Here is a 14,097-nt window from a genome sequence, read left to right as displayed (position 1 = left end):
TGTGTTTTAGAGGTCAGGATGAAGAGACATTATATTTTCGCCAGCCACGGCACGCTGGCCAGCGGGGTTTTAAACTCCGTGGAGCTGATTTTAGGCAAACGGTCAAATGTCTGGACGCTGTGCGCTTACGTTGAAGAGAGCGTGGATTTAAGCCAGCAGGTAGATACGCTAATTGCCCGGATCCCGCCGGAAGATGAAATTATTGCGCTGACCGATATTTTTGCCGGCAGCGTGAATAATGAATTTGTCCGTTATTTATCACGGGAAAATTTTCATCTGCTGGCAGGGATTAACCTGCCGCTGGTTATCGATCTCTTTATGTCGGAAAACGATGGCAATACCACGCATACCATAATGACGGCGTTAGCGGATTCAAAAGAAAATATTCAGTACTGCAATCAAACTATCACCAGCGCCATGCAAAGCGATAAAGATTTTTAAGGGGAGGAAGCGTCATGATTGTTTTTTTACGGGTGGATCATCGTTTATTACATGGACAGGTCGCCTTTTCCTGGACGCAGTACGTTGGCGCCGACTGTATTTTAATTGCCAACGACAGCGTACCTAATGATGACCTGCGTAAAACCACCATTAAAATGGCGAAGCCGCCCGCGGTGAAGCTGGTTATTAAAAATATTGCCGATTCAATTGAAGCGATAAAAAGCGGCGTTACCGATAAATATAAACTTTTTATTGTTGTTGAATCCGTGGCGGATGCGTACCGGCTGGCGCGCGAATTACCCGACATTAAAAGTATTAATTTAGGCGGCACGAAGGTACGTGAAGGGAGCCAGAATATTGCTAAAGCCATCAATCTGTTAGCGGATGAAATGACTCAACTTCGGGAGCTGGCGGCTGGCGGAGTAGAGATAGAAATTCGGCTGGTGCCTAACGATCGTAAACAACTTTTTGCCTGAGCGGATACCCTCCTGAGGACATATTATGGTAGAGGCGCTTTTACTTGGACTGGTGGCGTTTATCGCCCAGTCTGAATATGCATTAGGGACGTCGCTGATTTCCAGACCTATCGTGACCGGACTGTTAACCGGACTGGTGCTGGGCGACATGGAAACCGGAATTGTGATGGGCGCGACGCTGGAGTTGGCGTTTATCGGTTCCTTTTCGGTGGGCGCGTCGCTGCCGCCGGATGTGGTCACTGGCGGTATTTTAGGTGTGGCCTTTGCGATTAATTCCGGCGCCGGGGCGGAAACCGCGCTGTTATTAGGTTTGCCTATCGCGACACTGGCGTTAATTGTGAAAAATATCTATAACGGAATGTTTATTCCGTTGCTCTGTCATAAAGCCGATGCTTACGCTGAGGTAGGGGATACCCGGGGCATTGAGCGTATGCATTTAATCTCCGGCATTGGGCTGTCGCTGACGTTGGGGATTATCGTCACGGTCTCTTATTTAGCGGGCGTGAATATGGTTAAAGGTTTTCTGGATGCCATTCCAGAATTTATTAAACATGGATTAAGCGTTGCCACCGGTATTATTCCCGCGCTGGGTTTTGCCATGCTGGCGCGCTTATTAATTAATAAAAAGGTCGCCCCCTATTTTTTCCTCGGTTTCGTCTTAATGGCGTATTTAAAAATTCCGGTGACGGGTATTGCGATTCTTGGCGCGATCGTCGCCGTCGTGATGGTCAATATGCCGAAATTTGCGGCCTCGCAACCGGCACCTGCGCAAGGAGCGTCTCATGACGATGAAGATGATTTCTGATAAAGACCGCCAGCAGGCGGAAACCACTGGTCTGGTCACCGCGCGTGATTTACGCCGCGTTTTCTGGCGGTCATTCCAGATGGAGTTTTCCTGGAACTATGAACGACAAATGAACCTGGCGTTCGTCTATACGCTCATTCCGGTATTAAAGAAACTGTATAGCCGAAAAGAAGATCTTGCCGAAGCGCTAAAACGCCATCTGGCTTTCTTTAATACCACGCCGCACATTGTGACGTTGATCCTCGGAATTACCGTAGCGATGGAGGAGAAAAATAGCCAGCAGAAAGAGATGGACGCCAGTTCTATCGATAACGTCAAAGCGTCGTTAATGGGGCCGCTGGCGGGTATTGGCGACTCTTTTTTCTGGGGAACATTGCGTCTTATCGCCACTGGCATCGGTACCAGTCTGGCGCTGAAAGGCAATATTCTGGGGCCGATTTTATTTCTGCTGGTGTTTAACGTACCGCATATTCTGGCCCGATGGTTCTTTACCCGCTGGGGCTATGTGCTGGGAACCGGCGTACTGCAACGTATTCAGCAAAGCGGAATGATGGAAAGCCTAACCTATGGCGCGTCGATTATCGGTCTGATGGTGGTTGGCGCGATGACGGCCTCCATGATTGATATCACCATTCCCATTACGTTTGGTACGGGAGAGGCGAAAACCCATGTCCAGGACATTATTAACGACATCATGCCTTGTCTGCTGCCGTTAATTAGCTTCGCCATTGTGTACTGGCTGTTAGGGAAAAAAGTGAAACCGTTAACCATCATTGGCGGTATTGCGCTGGTGGGAATTTTCGGTTCCTGGATAGGGTTATTTTAAGAGGGATACACAATGTCACCAACCATGCTGACCTATATTAACGAAGAGTCTGACGTCCTGGCGAATATTATTCTCCGCCATCGCCAGTCGCTGGAAGAAGTATCGCGGTTCGCCAGCCAAAAAACGTTACGACGAATCCTGATATTAGCCACCGGATCGTCATTGAATGCCGCCTTTTGCGCCCGTTATTTCTTTGAGCGCTGCGGTATCTCTATCGATATTAAAGAGCCGTACACCTTTAGTCATTATGAGAATAGCGATCCGCAAGCCGATATGGTTATTGCTATTTCCCAGAGCGGGAAAAGCGCTTCTACCCTGGAGGCGATGCGTAAAGTTCAGGCGCAGGGACGTCCGGTATTCGCTCTGACCGCCGATCCGCAAAGCCCTTTTGGCAAGGCCAGCGATTATCCACTGGATATTCTGACCGGGATTGAGTCCGTCGGCTTTGTTACCCGTGGATTTAGCGCGACGGTACTGAATCTGTTGCTTATCGCGTTGTTAATTGCCCGTCAGCAGCAGCGGCTGACGGAATCGCAGGTCGAGGAGTATGTGGCGCAGCTTCAACGCATCGCGGCAACCCTGCCGTTGGTTATCGTGCGTACGGAAGCGTTTATTCACCAGCACCAGTCCGTTTTACGAAACGGGACGCGTTTTGTGGCGATAGGCTACGGCGCGCTGGTTGGGGTGGCAAAAGAGTTGGAAACTAAATTTACCGAGACGGTGCGTGTTCCCTCAAGCGGGTTTGAGCTGGAAGCCTATATGCACGGCCCGTATCTGGAAGCCAATGCGGAACACGTGATGTTCTTCTTTGAGGACCGGCCCGACGCGCGCTCCAGGGCGCTACGGGAGTATATGACGCCTGCGGTCGCCAAAACCTTTACTCTCACGCTGGCGAAGGCGGCGCAGGATGACCAGACGCTTGCGCTGGATGTAGCGGTTGATCACCATTTCTCGCCATTACTGTTGATTGTACCGGTACAACTCATGGCGTTTCATATCGCCTCACTGAAAGGCATCGACCTTTCGGTACGCATTTTTGACGATTTCGATCGCGTTTTAAAAAGTAAAATCTGAACAATCAGGAGAAAAATATGTTGGGTTTTAATCAGGGCGAGTACCTGACGAGTGCTCGTGAGATCATCGCTGCGCGCCAGAAGGCAGAACAGGTTGCTGACGAGATTTATCAGGCCGGGTTCAGTTCTTTATTTTTCGCCTCTGTTGGCGGTTCACTGGCGCCAATGATGGCAATTAATGAATTTGCCAAAGAATTAACAACGTTGCCGGTTTATGTTGAGCAGGCGGCAGAATTAATTCATAAAGGAAATAAGCGGCTGAATAAAGACTCTGTGGTTGTTACGCTGTCTAAATCCGGTGATACCAAAGAATCGGTGGCGATCGCCGAGTGGTGTAAAGTGCAGGGAATACGCGTAGTCGCCATTACCAAAAATGCGGACTCTCCGCTGGCGCAGGCGGCGACATGGCATATTCCGATGCGTCACAAAAATGGCGTGGAATATGAATATATGCTGCTGTACTGGCTGTTTTTCCGCGTGCTGTCGCGCAATAACGAATTCGCCAGTTACGATCGCTTCGCCAGCCAACTGGAAATTCTGCCGGCGAATCTGCTGAAAGCGAAACAAAAATTTGATCCGCAGGCTGATGCTATCGCCAGCCGTTATCATAACAGCGATTATATGATGTGGGTCGGCGGCGCGGAGATGTGGGGCGAGGTCTATCTGTTCTCCATGTGTATCCTGGAAGAGATGCAGTGGAAGCGCACGCGCCCCGTCAGCTCTGCGGAATTTTTCCACGGCGCTCTGGAGCTGCTGGAAAAAGAGGTGCCGCTCATTCTGGTGAAAGGGGAAGGGAAATGCCGCGCGCTGGATGAACGCGTTGAGCGCTTCGCCAGTCAGATTACCGATAACCTGGTGGTGATTGATCCGAAAGCGTATGCGCTGGACGGTATTGATGATGAGTTCCGCTGGATCATGGCGCCGTGTGTTGTTTCGACATTGTTAGTTGACCGACTGGCGGCGCACTTTGAGAAATATACCGGCCACAGTCTGGATATTCGTCGTTACTACCGTCAGTTCGATTATTAACAGAAAGGGGCGTGTAGCATATACAGTGCCTGATGGCGCTTCGCTTATCAGGCCTGTGCGCCAGTTTATTGATAAAGATGATGTGTAGGCCGGGTAAGGCGCAGCCGCCACCCGGCATATATGACCTTCTCTTTTAACTCTCAACATTCACCACTTTGATCTCCACCATGCCAATCCCCAATTTGCGCGGCGAATGGCCCAAAATATTACCTTCGTTGGTGGCGACGGGAGCGGGCGGCGCAATGACTAAGGTATTCGCGTCCGTCGGGTTGTTGAAATGCAGCGTGATAGTGGACATATCGTGACCCAGCACCAGCGTCTGTTCTTCGTTGCCTACGCGTACCGGAATTGGCCGATTCGCGTTGTCGCCGAAGGCTTTGGCGGTGATCACCAGATCAAACTTTTTCGGCAGCGGCGCTTTATATTCGATTTTAACCTCATCGCCCAACTGCGCATTTGACCAGCGCCCCCAGGACTCCGGCCGGGAAATGCCGCTAAACTGCTTCACCTCCTCCGGCGCGCCCGCGACATTAAAGATAAAGCTATCGGCTTTATAACGAATATCATTATCGACAATCTTTAAGGTATCGACGTTGCCTTTGTAGCGCTCCATATCGATCATCGTGTCTTTAAACGCAGTCTTACCCTGCCACTGCGCTTTATCGACATGCTGTACGGTTTGCTGCCCGCCAAGCTGCCCCTGCGAGACGCACCAGTCGGTGGAGAGCGCCAGCGCCGGTGCCCATAGCTGCGCCATTTTGTAGCAGCGATCGATCCAAACGAAATTATCGCGCGGGGCGAAGTCGGCCAACTGGAACCGCAGCGGAGCGGAGTATTCACTTTCCGGTAACGGTTCAACACGCTTATCCGATACGCGCAGTAGTAACGGCAGGCGGAAGTGGCTGCCGGAAAACGCGATCATGTTTTTGTCCCGATCGATAGTGAACGCTTTTATCTCTTTCGGAAAATTCCACAGGCGAATAATATCCGGCTTCATCGCCAGCACTTTCTCTTTTACATTCAGGAACACTTCCGACAGCGACTGCCCGGAAAGGCTGCTACGTCCCAGACCGATAAAATTATCGCCGCCGAGAATATCCAGCACCGTTGCGCCGTTGTCCATCGTGTTGCGTTTGACCGCCAGCGTCTCCTGCTGCGGTTTATCGCCGCGCAGAATGAAAAACAGATTGTTGCGATCTTGCTTATTCAGGTATTTCCAGGCGGTATTGTTCATCGCCAGATGGTCGGAAGAGACGACGATAACGGTATCTTTAAACCACGGTGACGCTTTGATTTTGTTTATAAACTCGGCGATGTTTTCCTGGCTGCAACTTACGGCGCTAAAGGACTGGTTGGGCTTGCCGTCGTAATCGTAGCGTTTGCGGTTGCAGGTGCGTGAGATAAACCCGTCCGGGTGGTGAGTATCTACGGTCAGCGTAAACAGCGAAAAACGCTGGCCTGAGCGGGAAAGCGCTTCAAATTTCTTCCATGCCTCATCAAGCACCGTATCGTCGTAGAAGCCCCAGTCGTTACGATAAGACGGGTCTGCCACCACCGTTTTCAGCTCTTCAGCGCCGTACAGATGATCAAATCCGTGTGATTTCAGGAACACGTCTTTCCCGGCAAAACGCAGGTTAGCGCCCTGCACGAAATAGTTCTGGTAGCCGGAGTTTTTCAGAATATCGCCGAGGCAGATATTCTGCGGAAAGAAGCTGGACACCGACGCTGAGGCATTGCCCTCAAACGGCGCAAACAGCGGAATACCACACTGGGAAGCCACCATCCCGGCGATGGTGTAATCCGTTCCCGGCAGTTGCATGGTATGGCTGAAATCCAGCCCCTCATTTTTCAGCGCGCCCAACTCTGGTGTGAGATTGGGGAACGCGTCATTATCAAAATAGGTCCGTTCCAGGCTCTCGCCGTAGATATAGACCAGATTGAGCTTCGGATTAGGAATGGTTTTTGCTGGTTCTTTATAATAAACGGCAAAATCCGGATCGCCATCGCGCATTTGTGATTTTACCAGTTCGGTAATCTGGCGAAACGCCGGACTGGCGTCGACCGAACCCAACGCCAGCAGTAACGCCAGCAGGCTGTAACCGACATGATGCGGATGGTGACGGCGGCGGCGTAGTACCCATCCCAGCGCGCCGAATACCGTCACTAACGCCAGGGCAATGCCGATTCCCGGCAGAATATATTTGCCGACTCCCGCTCCCGTCAGACTATTCGTCAGCGTATAAAGCACTGCGTCGTTGATCCCGTCGCCGGTAAAATAGTCGCTGGCATACAGGGTAATATTCAGAATGACAAAAAGTCCCAGCACCGTGAGAGTGGCGGCAAACCACCAGGTGTTACGGCCCGCCTTCCAGGCATATATCAGCACAGAGGCGAGAAACAGAGCGACAGAGAGCAACTCGGACAACTGACGATCCTCAATAAACCAGGCTTATCGCTGGCAGGAAAAAATTTCTAACAATGTAATAGCGATGTCACATTGCTGCAATTCTAATGACTTTACACGGCGCTATTATTTAGAATGAGTTTAGAAAGTTGTTTTTTTGATCGGCATCACTTCCTGACATAGCGGTTAATAACAGGAAAAGACGAAAGGAAAAGTCGGGTTAATGCCGTGCTGGCGGGTAAAGGGCCAAAACACGGCTTTTATCAGGACGTCCCAGCGTGGCGCACGGTCAGAAAAACGCAGTCAGGAAAGGAAATTCAGCCCTTGCTGCAACACCAGATCGCAAGCTTTGGTTTTCACCTTTTCCGCCAGCGGCGTACTGCCGATATTATTGAGGTTCAACTGCTGGCCGTCCTTCGTCTTGAGCAACCCTTGCAGGCCGTTCAGGTAGTTAGTGTCCTGCTCCTGCTGTGTAGTATCCAACCCCAACTTGTTCAGAATCTGATTTTTAACGTTTTCCACGTTGGTAGCGGACGCCAGCTTCTGTTTGGCGCAGTACTGCAAAATACCGGCGGCATTATTCATATTATCGGCGCTGAGCGACTGGGCGCCGTTGCTGAGCAGACCGGTTAGCGCCGAAAGCGACATCCCGCCCTGCTGTGAGTTCGCGCCCTGAGCGCTTAACTGACTGGCGGCGCTGGAAAGCGAATCCTGCCAGGAGGCGGCGATACCGCTGGTGGAAAACAGTACGCAGGCGACCGCCGCGCAGCACAGAACATGTTTCGCTGTATTCATGGTAATCACCTGTGTTATGCCTGCCAGGCGTAGTCTCGCCCTGGAGCACGTTGCAATTTAATACTCTTTACCTGTCACCCGGCTGCGGTAACTGTCCCAGGTAAAATTAACCCATAAACTGTTGCCGAGACGCATACGGTCCATGACGCGTTCGCCAAGCATTTTCGTCATCTCTTCCATATTGCTGTTCGTCAACATGCCGGTGGGACGTTTTGACGAGGAACGACGATCGACAATTTGATTGATGATCACTTTTTCATAGCGGGATTCGGTCTGCACGCCGATCTCGTCGATCACCAACAGATCAACGTTACTCAGATCGTTAAGCAACTGCTCTTCGCTGGTTTCCCGATTGCTGAACGTGTCTTTCATCGCTGACATAATATCCGCTACGGTGATAATCAGTACCGACTTTCCGCGCAGCAGCAGCTCGTTACAAATAGCCGCGGCGAGATGGTTTTTACCGGTTCCCGGCTTGCCGGAAAAGACAAAGCTGGCGATATTGCCGTCAAATTCATCCACGTACTGTCGGGCTTTGCTTAACGCGTTCATTTGTCCGTCGCACTCAACCCGATAGTTATCAAACGAACAGTTTTGATGCAGCGGTCGAATGCCGGAACGGTTAAAGGTGCGCTGCATTTTCATCGCCCGATTTTCCCGCGCCAGCGCCGCCGCCCGGATCTCGCCTTGCTCTTTCTGCCACGCCAGCAGTTCTTCGCCCGTTTTAAACGCCGGTGTAATATGCGCAGGCATCATTTTTTGTAGACGCTGCATCAGGTCGCCAACATTTTTCATCGTTACCCCCTAAAACCTGGTGGAATATGATTGTCAGGTTCGCTGACGCTATTGATGTCGCGCTGCGGCATTCCGCCATTGCTGGAACGGCTGATTTGCACGCTGCGCGCCAGCTTTTGCTGCCACTGGATATGGTGAAAAACCTTGCCTTCCGCCTGCCAGTAGGCGATAAACGCCGCCAGCTCTTCTGCGGTGACCGGCTCCCGAAGCGCCACGCCCCAAAGGGCTGCCTGACGCTGAAAATCCGCATCCGGTTGCCAGGCGGGATACATGGCGAATTTTCCGCAGGGAATCGCCACGGGGGCGGCTTCGGGTTCTTCGTAAAATTGCGCGTCTAACGCCACATCGCTTCCCGGACGTGATAACTTTTCTTCAAGCGCCAGCAGTTCAGCCATGCGTGCAGGCGTCACGGCATAAAACGCAGGCGCATTATTAGCGAATACCGCTACCGCGCCGCCCGTTGACTTCGCCAGCACAGCATGATGATCGTGTAAAAGGGCGTCAATACCGATGACGTCCGACGTTAAAATTCTGGAAGACATAATGTTTCTCAATATGGAACAACAACCGAGAAGGGCGACTGTTTTTATAGTACCACACAGACCTGTAAGAACAGCAGGCGGTGTTCCACCGATCACACGCGGGGGCGTTTGCGGTACAGCCATAATCCCGGTACAGAGAGGCCAATTGAGAGCGCGCCAACGATGGAAGAGGCTTTCAGAAAATTAGTTAGCAGCGTAATCATCATCGGTTCGCTATAGCCCAGATGGCTAATTTTTACTGCGGAAATCATCGCGGTATAGGCGGAAATCCCCGGAAACATCGGGATCACGGCCGCGACGGTAAACACTTTAGGGTGAGCGAGATACCAGCGTGACCACTGAATACCAATACTGCCGACCAGCAGCGAAGCCATAAACGTCGACCATTCGATATTAAAGCCAGCGCTCATCATCAGCATACGCGAGCCATGACCCAGCGCCCCCAGTAGCGCACACCACGGAAGCGCCCGGTGGGGAACATTAAAGACCATCGCAAACCCGACGGCGGGGATCGCAGACAAGATCATGTCCTGCATTAGCGCCAGTAAAAAGTCGATTATACCCATCCTCGTAGCCCCCATACTGTCATTGACATCACTACGCCCACACAGGTGGCCAGTGTCAACAGGCTGGCGATAGCCCAGCGCGCCAGCCCGGTATTAATATGTCCTTTAAACATATCTGCGACGGAATTAATCAGCGGAAAGCCCGGCACCAGTAGCAGTACGCTCGCCGCCATGGCGATAGTGGGCGTCTGGCTAAAGGCGGGAAGGGTGAGCATCAGTCCGGAAATCGTGGTAGCGACAAAGGCGGTAATGCAAAAATTGATCTGCGGATGTAAATGCCGCTGCGCCAGCATCTGGCGAATATACATGGCTATCATACTGGCGAAAAAGGTGATAACCGCGCCATCCCAGCCGCCATTATTCAGCTTACAAAAGCAGGAGCAGGAGAGACCGACCATAAACGCCACCAGCCAGCGCGGATAACGCAGCGGGCGGAGCTGGCTAAAGCGTTTTTCCACGCCTTTGTAATCCAGCAGACGATGTTCCGCGAGGATAACGATATGCTGAACCTCCGTGACGACGTGCATATTAATGCCGCGATCCTGGTTTTTACGTGTCGATGTCAGACATTGTCCGTCTTTAATGGTCGTCAGGACAATGGCGTTAGAGGAGATCGCGCTTTCGACGCTATCCATACCGAGCGCCAAACCGAGGCGGGTGGAAAGCTCATCAACCAGTGCGCTTTCCGCCCCGTGCTGCAATAAAAACAGCCCGCATTGAATACATAACCGTGTTACTGCTCGTTGAATTGATTGCTCTTCTTGCATGACTCGTCCTGTCCGAAAAGACATTCTATGCGCCGCCACTATGACAGAGGCTTTCTTTTTAACACGAAGCGCAGGCATGGTGGCGTTGGTTAAGATCAATTTCTTGTTGATAAAAACGTCAACCGCCAGGCGCAACGCATAATTTTCCTGAGACGTGCGCTTTGTCACAGGCAGGATATCCTTATGGGCGACGGTTCTCGTATGTCCGTTTCCAGAGTAGAGACATTATGCCTGCCTGGCCGTTCATTTTTGAATCAATGATGTGGTGAATTTTATCAACGATATGCATTAATCGTTTTACAACAATGGCGTGAGCAGCAGGCGTAAAAGTAGGCATGACATAGTGTAATTTGCAGATATTACATGAATTTTATGGGAGGCAGTCAGTATTGTTGGGCTTTTAATTTAGGATTCAGCAATATGAATGAAGGATGAACTCATATTTTAAATTTATTAATATGATGAGTTTCGTTAGAATTACTAATGTGCAAATTTAGTTAATTTAATTGTCTTGCTTCTGGTTTTATGAGTAACTATGCGATAGTGATTTCATGTTTTTGTGCTATGTGGATTGTAGCGCAATCAATGTTATATTTTTAAAAATAAAACAAGGATAATTAATCCACTCGGCTTATATTTCTTTGCGCTCATTGTTAATAGTATTTTTATTAATGGGACAATGAAAAGGGGCGGCGTGGGTGCGGAGGAATTATGCTGCCAGGATGCTGCAAAAATGGACTTATTATCAGTAAAACCCCCCTTATACAGGAAGGCCTTAAAGGGGCTATAACAGGTAATTTCCCCGATTATAAACTGGCGTATTGCCGTACGATAGAAGAGCTAACGCTGTTACAACTACGCCGAAGTAATTTAGTTATTGCTGATTTAGCAGTTAACAATGCCTCTCCCCGTGCTATCTGCGAATATTTTTATAGCTTACTCTCGCAATATCGCGACATACATTGGGTATTTCTGGTTCCTAAATCCAGCTATCCACATGCGGTTGATCTCCTGATGGGCCCCGTCAGCACCTTGCTTTCAGACGAAGAGCCAATTGAGAATCTTATTAGCGTTATCCGTGCGGGAAACGCTCGCTCAGAAAGAATAAGCAAAACGTTATTATCGCCTCAGGTGCCGTCTGAAATTCAGGAGTCCCGCGACAGGCCGATTGTCCTTACGCTGTCTGAACGAAAAGTATTACGCCTTTTAGGAAAAGGGTGGGGCATTAACCAAATTGCGGCGTTACTTAAAAAAAGTAATAAAACAATTAGCGCCCAAAAAAATAGCGCCATGCGACGCTTATCAATACACAGTAATGCAGAGATGTATGCATGGATAAACAGTTCTCAGGGAGCCAGAGAATTGAACCTACCTTCGGTATATGGAGAAACCATGGAATGGAAAACAGAATCAGCAAGAGAAATGTTGCGCTCGTAGAAAAATGCGTGATGAGCACCATTGGTATTAAAGGGCTATTTGATGCAATGCCGGATTGCCGACATACGCTTCATATTTTTTCAAAACCATCCGCGTTTTATAAGGCTGCGCTAAAGACGCCGTTTTCTGCCGTTATTTTTTCTCTTTCTGCGTTAAGAACTGAACGCCGGACAGGATTATCCAGCCTGACGGAACTGGCGATAAATTATCCCCATATGCGACGTCTGGTGATTGCCGATGATGATGCTGAAGCCCGCTTAATCAGCGCGCTATCCCCGCTGCCGCTGGATGGAGTCATCAGCAAAGCGTCTCCGTTGGATGTTTTACAGGATGCCTTATTTACATCGCTTAATAGCGCCCGGCGGACAACGGAGCGTACAGACAATCTTTGGGAACTTCACCAGAATTGTATGCTTAGTCCAACCGAGCGGGAGATTCTGCGTTTTATGTCGAACGGCTACTCAATGCCGCAAATTGCCGTCCAGTTAGAACGTAACATTAAGACTATCCGGGCGCATAAGTTTAATGTGATGTCCAAGCTGGGCGTGAGTTCTGATGCCGGGTTACTCGATGCGGCGGATATTCTGTTATATCTGCGCGCCGGAGATGCTACCGCGCTCCAGCATCGGGTATAGCCCGTGCCGGATGCGCCGTGCTTGTTCGGGGAATCCGGGTGTCAGGCACGTTATTGGCACACGTCTACCCAGGTCGCCGATGTCAGTTCAGCCATTCTTTCCGGCGTGATGCGTACCGCGCTGTGCGTGGCGCCTGCGGCAGGCAAGACTTCGTTATACCCCTTCAGAGAGATGTCGCAATAAACGGGCAGCGGGTGCTCCAGCCCGAAGGGACATACGCCTCCGACAGGATGTCCGGTTGCATTGACCACTTCATCGCTGCTCAACATACGGGCTTTTGCGCCGAAAGTGGTTTTAAGCTTCTTATTATCCAGGCGGGCATCGCCTTTCGCGACCACCAGGATAATGGTGTCTTTTACTTTAAGCGAGAGCGTCTTAGCTATCTGCCCTGGCTCTACGTTGTGCGCTTTGGCTGCCAGTTCGACAGTCGCTGTACTTTGATTTAATTCGATAATTTCAATATCGGGAGCATGATCGGCCAGAAATTGCCGTACAGATTGCAGACTCATTCTTCTCTCCTGAGACCTTACCAATAGCCACGGTAGACCCAAAAATGGCAAAACGTAATTTGGCATACGGAGAGCGCCGCTGTAAATATAATAATGTGACAGGCCAGCAGCAGTAAGCCGTGACGATAACTGAAGGCAACGTAAAGCGGTTTACTTTAGCGTGCAGTCGCCGCACTGCTGTACGTCAGGTAAGCGGTAACGTTGGCAGCAGGTTCTGCGTACCAGAAGACCGTCGCGCATTACGACGGTCCGCCACAGCGGGTTATCCTGACCGTCGGATAGCTGCTTTTCAAAAAAACAGCGCTGGCGTAGCGTTGCCAGCAGGGCTTCGCCAAGCAGCGGTTTCATCTCAGTCAGATACCAGTTGATTAAATAACCGGTATTGCTCCAGATAAGTTTCGCGTTGATGTCGCCAGTCGCCTCCAGCGCCTGAATGACCGGCTGTAGTGCGGAGACTATCAGCGTTTCCATTCGTTCTTCCGGGGAACGCTCCGTTGCCAGGTTATCCTGATGCACATCAAGCCAGAAACACGCGGCGCGCCCGGTTTCATGAAATTCAACGTGAATATGTTCTGCCGAGACATTGATAGCGCGCGCTTGCGTCAGTAATGCCAGCATCAGCGGCGGCACCATCAGCCCGATATACCATTGCGCCCACAGGGAGAGTAACGGCTTATTTTCACGTGGCAGGCCTGGCGTGTGTCGATAGATGTGATCGGAATAGGCGGCCAGCAATGAACGAAACGTCGCGGGGCGCGTCCACTGGGCAAGAGTCATCGCCGTTGGCGGCGGCGTTTCATCCAGCCGAATGAAGTCCAACAGGTGCTCACGGGTAGAGGCGATCGTCTCGCGTACTGCGTCCGCCAGCGAGGCGTCTTCCGGCTGGGGAGCGGCTCGCCAGATAATATCGTCAGCAATCGGTGCGGAACGGTAGGCCATAGCGCAGTTTAATGATGTTAATCTAAATGATAATGATTGCTAATCCTATCGATAGCGA

At 50.7% G+C, this 14,097-nt stretch carries 16 protein-coding genes; 8 read left to right on the top strand and 8 right to left on the bottom strand.

Annotated features, from left to right (window positions below):
* Nucleotides 1–18: 18 nt before the first annotated feature.
* The 6 genes from ACLD4F_RS13435 to ACLD4F_RS13410 are packed head-to-tail and all read left to right on the top strand — an operon-like array spanning nucleotide 19 to nucleotide 4,650.
* On the top strand, nucleotides 19–441 hold the full coding sequence (locus ACLD4F_RS13435) for a PTS sugar transporter subunit IIA (RefSeq protein ID WP_000820693.1): 423 nt from the start codon (nucleotides 19–21) through the stop codon (nucleotides 439–441).
* 14 nt (nucleotides 442–455) lie between these two features.
* Entirely contained in the window at nucleotides 456–917 is a 462-nt protein-coding gene (locus ACLD4F_RS13430) for a PTS sugar transporter subunit IIB (RefSeq protein ID WP_000634729.1), read from the top strand.
* A 25-nt stretch (nucleotides 918–942) separates the two neighbouring features.
* Entirely contained in the window at nucleotides 943–1,722 is a 780-nt protein-coding gene (locus ACLD4F_RS13425) for a PTS mannose/fructose/sorbose/N-acetylgalactosamine transporter subunit IIC (protein ID WP_000228866.1), read from the top strand.
* The gene (locus ACLD4F_RS13420) at nucleotides 1,700–2,548 is read left to right on the top strand and encodes a PTS system mannose/fructose/sorbose family transporter subunit IID (protein ID WP_000178065.1); all 849 of its coding nucleotides are present in this window, start codon (nucleotides 1,700–1,702) and stop codon (nucleotides 2,546–2,548) included. Before ACLD4F_RS13425 ends, ACLD4F_RS13420 begins: the two co-directional genes overlap by 23 nt.
* Nucleotides 2,549–2,560: 12 nt before the next feature.
* Complete coding sequence (locus ACLD4F_RS13415) at nucleotides 2,561–3,622, top strand: SIS domain-containing protein (RefSeq protein WP_000075417.1); 1,062 nt, start codon at nucleotides 2,561–2,563, stop codon at nucleotides 3,620–3,622.
* A 17-nt stretch (nucleotides 3,623–3,639) separates the two neighbouring features.
* Complete coding sequence (locus ACLD4F_RS13410) at nucleotides 3,640–4,650, top strand: SIS domain-containing protein (RefSeq protein WP_411010884.1); 1,011 nt, start codon at nucleotides 3,640–3,642, stop codon at nucleotides 4,648–4,650.
* A gap of 133 nt (nucleotides 4,651–4,783) precedes the next feature.
* Here ACLD4F_RS13410 and opgB read toward each other — a convergent pair whose 3' ends face one another.
* From opgB to ACLD4F_RS13380, 6 genes are all read right to left on the bottom strand, one after another.
* On the bottom strand, nucleotides 4,784–7,075 hold the full coding sequence (opgB, locus tag ACLD4F_RS13405) for a phosphatidylglycerol--membrane-oligosaccharide glycerophosphotransferase (RefSeq protein ID WP_411010883.1): 2,292 nt from the start codon (nucleotides 7,073–7,075) through the stop codon (nucleotides 4,784–4,786).
* Between the two features lie 282 nt (nucleotides 7,076–7,357).
* Complete coding sequence (locus tag ACLD4F_RS13400; RefSeq protein WP_024797791.1) at nucleotides 7,358–7,849, bottom strand: DUF2501 domain-containing protein; 492 nt, start codon at nucleotides 7,847–7,849, stop codon at nucleotides 7,358–7,360.
* Between the two features lie 57 nt (nucleotides 7,850–7,906).
* On the bottom strand, nucleotides 7,907–8,644 hold the full coding sequence (gene dnaC, locus ACLD4F_RS13395; RefSeq protein ID WP_000799924.1) for a DNA replication protein DnaC: 738 nt from the start codon (nucleotides 8,642–8,644) through the stop codon (nucleotides 7,907–7,909).
* A gap of 2 nt (nucleotides 8,645–8,646) precedes the next feature.
* Nucleotides 8,647–9,186, bottom strand: a complete 540-nt coding sequence (dnaT, locus tag ACLD4F_RS13390) for a primosomal protein DnaT (protein ID WP_000098573.1) — start codon at nucleotides 9,184–9,186, stop codon at nucleotides 8,647–8,649.
* A 92-nt stretch (nucleotides 9,187–9,278) separates the two neighbouring features.
* On the bottom strand, nucleotides 9,279–9,752 hold the full coding sequence (locus tag ACLD4F_RS13385; RefSeq protein WP_000511329.1) for a threonine/serine exporter: 474 nt from the start codon (nucleotides 9,750–9,752) through the stop codon (nucleotides 9,279–9,281).
* Complete coding sequence (locus ACLD4F_RS13380; protein ID WP_001674846.1) at nucleotides 9,743–10,519, bottom strand: threonine/serine exporter ThrE family protein; 777 nt, start codon at nucleotides 10,517–10,519, stop codon at nucleotides 9,743–9,745. Before ACLD4F_RS13380 ends, ACLD4F_RS13385 begins: the two co-directional genes overlap by 10 nt.
* Nucleotides 10,520–11,230: 711 nt before the next feature.
* Between ACLD4F_RS13380 and ACLD4F_RS13375 the strand changes: the two genes are divergently transcribed.
* Both ACLD4F_RS13375 and bglJ read left to right on the top strand, forming a co-directional pair.
* A complete protein-coding gene (locus ACLD4F_RS13375) occupies nucleotides 11,231–11,956 on the top strand; it encodes a helix-turn-helix transcriptional regulator (protein WP_076936325.1) in 726 nt (241 codons plus the stop codon).
* Nucleotides 11,917–12,591 carry a DNA-binding transcriptional activator BglJ gene (gene bglJ, locus ACLD4F_RS13370; RefSeq protein ID WP_000431546.1) on the top strand — a complete coding sequence of 225 codons (675 nt, stop codon included), beginning with the start codon at nucleotides 11,917–11,919 and terminating at the stop codon, nucleotides 12,589–12,591. Before ACLD4F_RS13375 ends, bglJ begins: the two co-directional genes overlap by 40 nt.
* A 50-nt stretch (nucleotides 12,592–12,641) precedes the next feature.
* On the opposite strand, the gene ACLD4F_RS13365 is transcribed toward bglJ, so the two are convergent.
* Together ACLD4F_RS13365 and fhuF are read right to left on the bottom strand one after the other, a co-directional pair.
* Entirely contained in the window at nucleotides 12,642–13,100 is a 459-nt protein-coding gene (locus ACLD4F_RS13365; RefSeq protein ID WP_000058276.1) for a YbaK/EbsC family protein, read from the bottom strand.
* 150 nt (nucleotides 13,101–13,250) lie between these two features.
* On the bottom strand, nucleotides 13,251–14,039 hold the full coding sequence (fhuF, locus tag ACLD4F_RS13360) for a siderophore-iron reductase FhuF (protein WP_108638916.1): 789 nt from the start codon (nucleotides 14,037–14,039) through the stop codon (nucleotides 13,251–13,253).
* Nucleotides 14,040–14,097: the final 58 nt, after the last annotated feature.

This window comes from Salmonella sp. 741265050_HSA (assembly GCF_046569445.1).
Taxonomy (GTDB): domain Bacteria; phylum Pseudomonadota; class Gammaproteobacteria; order Enterobacterales; family Enterobacteriaceae; genus Salmonella; species Salmonella enterica.
This window is presented reverse-complemented; position numbering and strand designations above follow the sequence as displayed.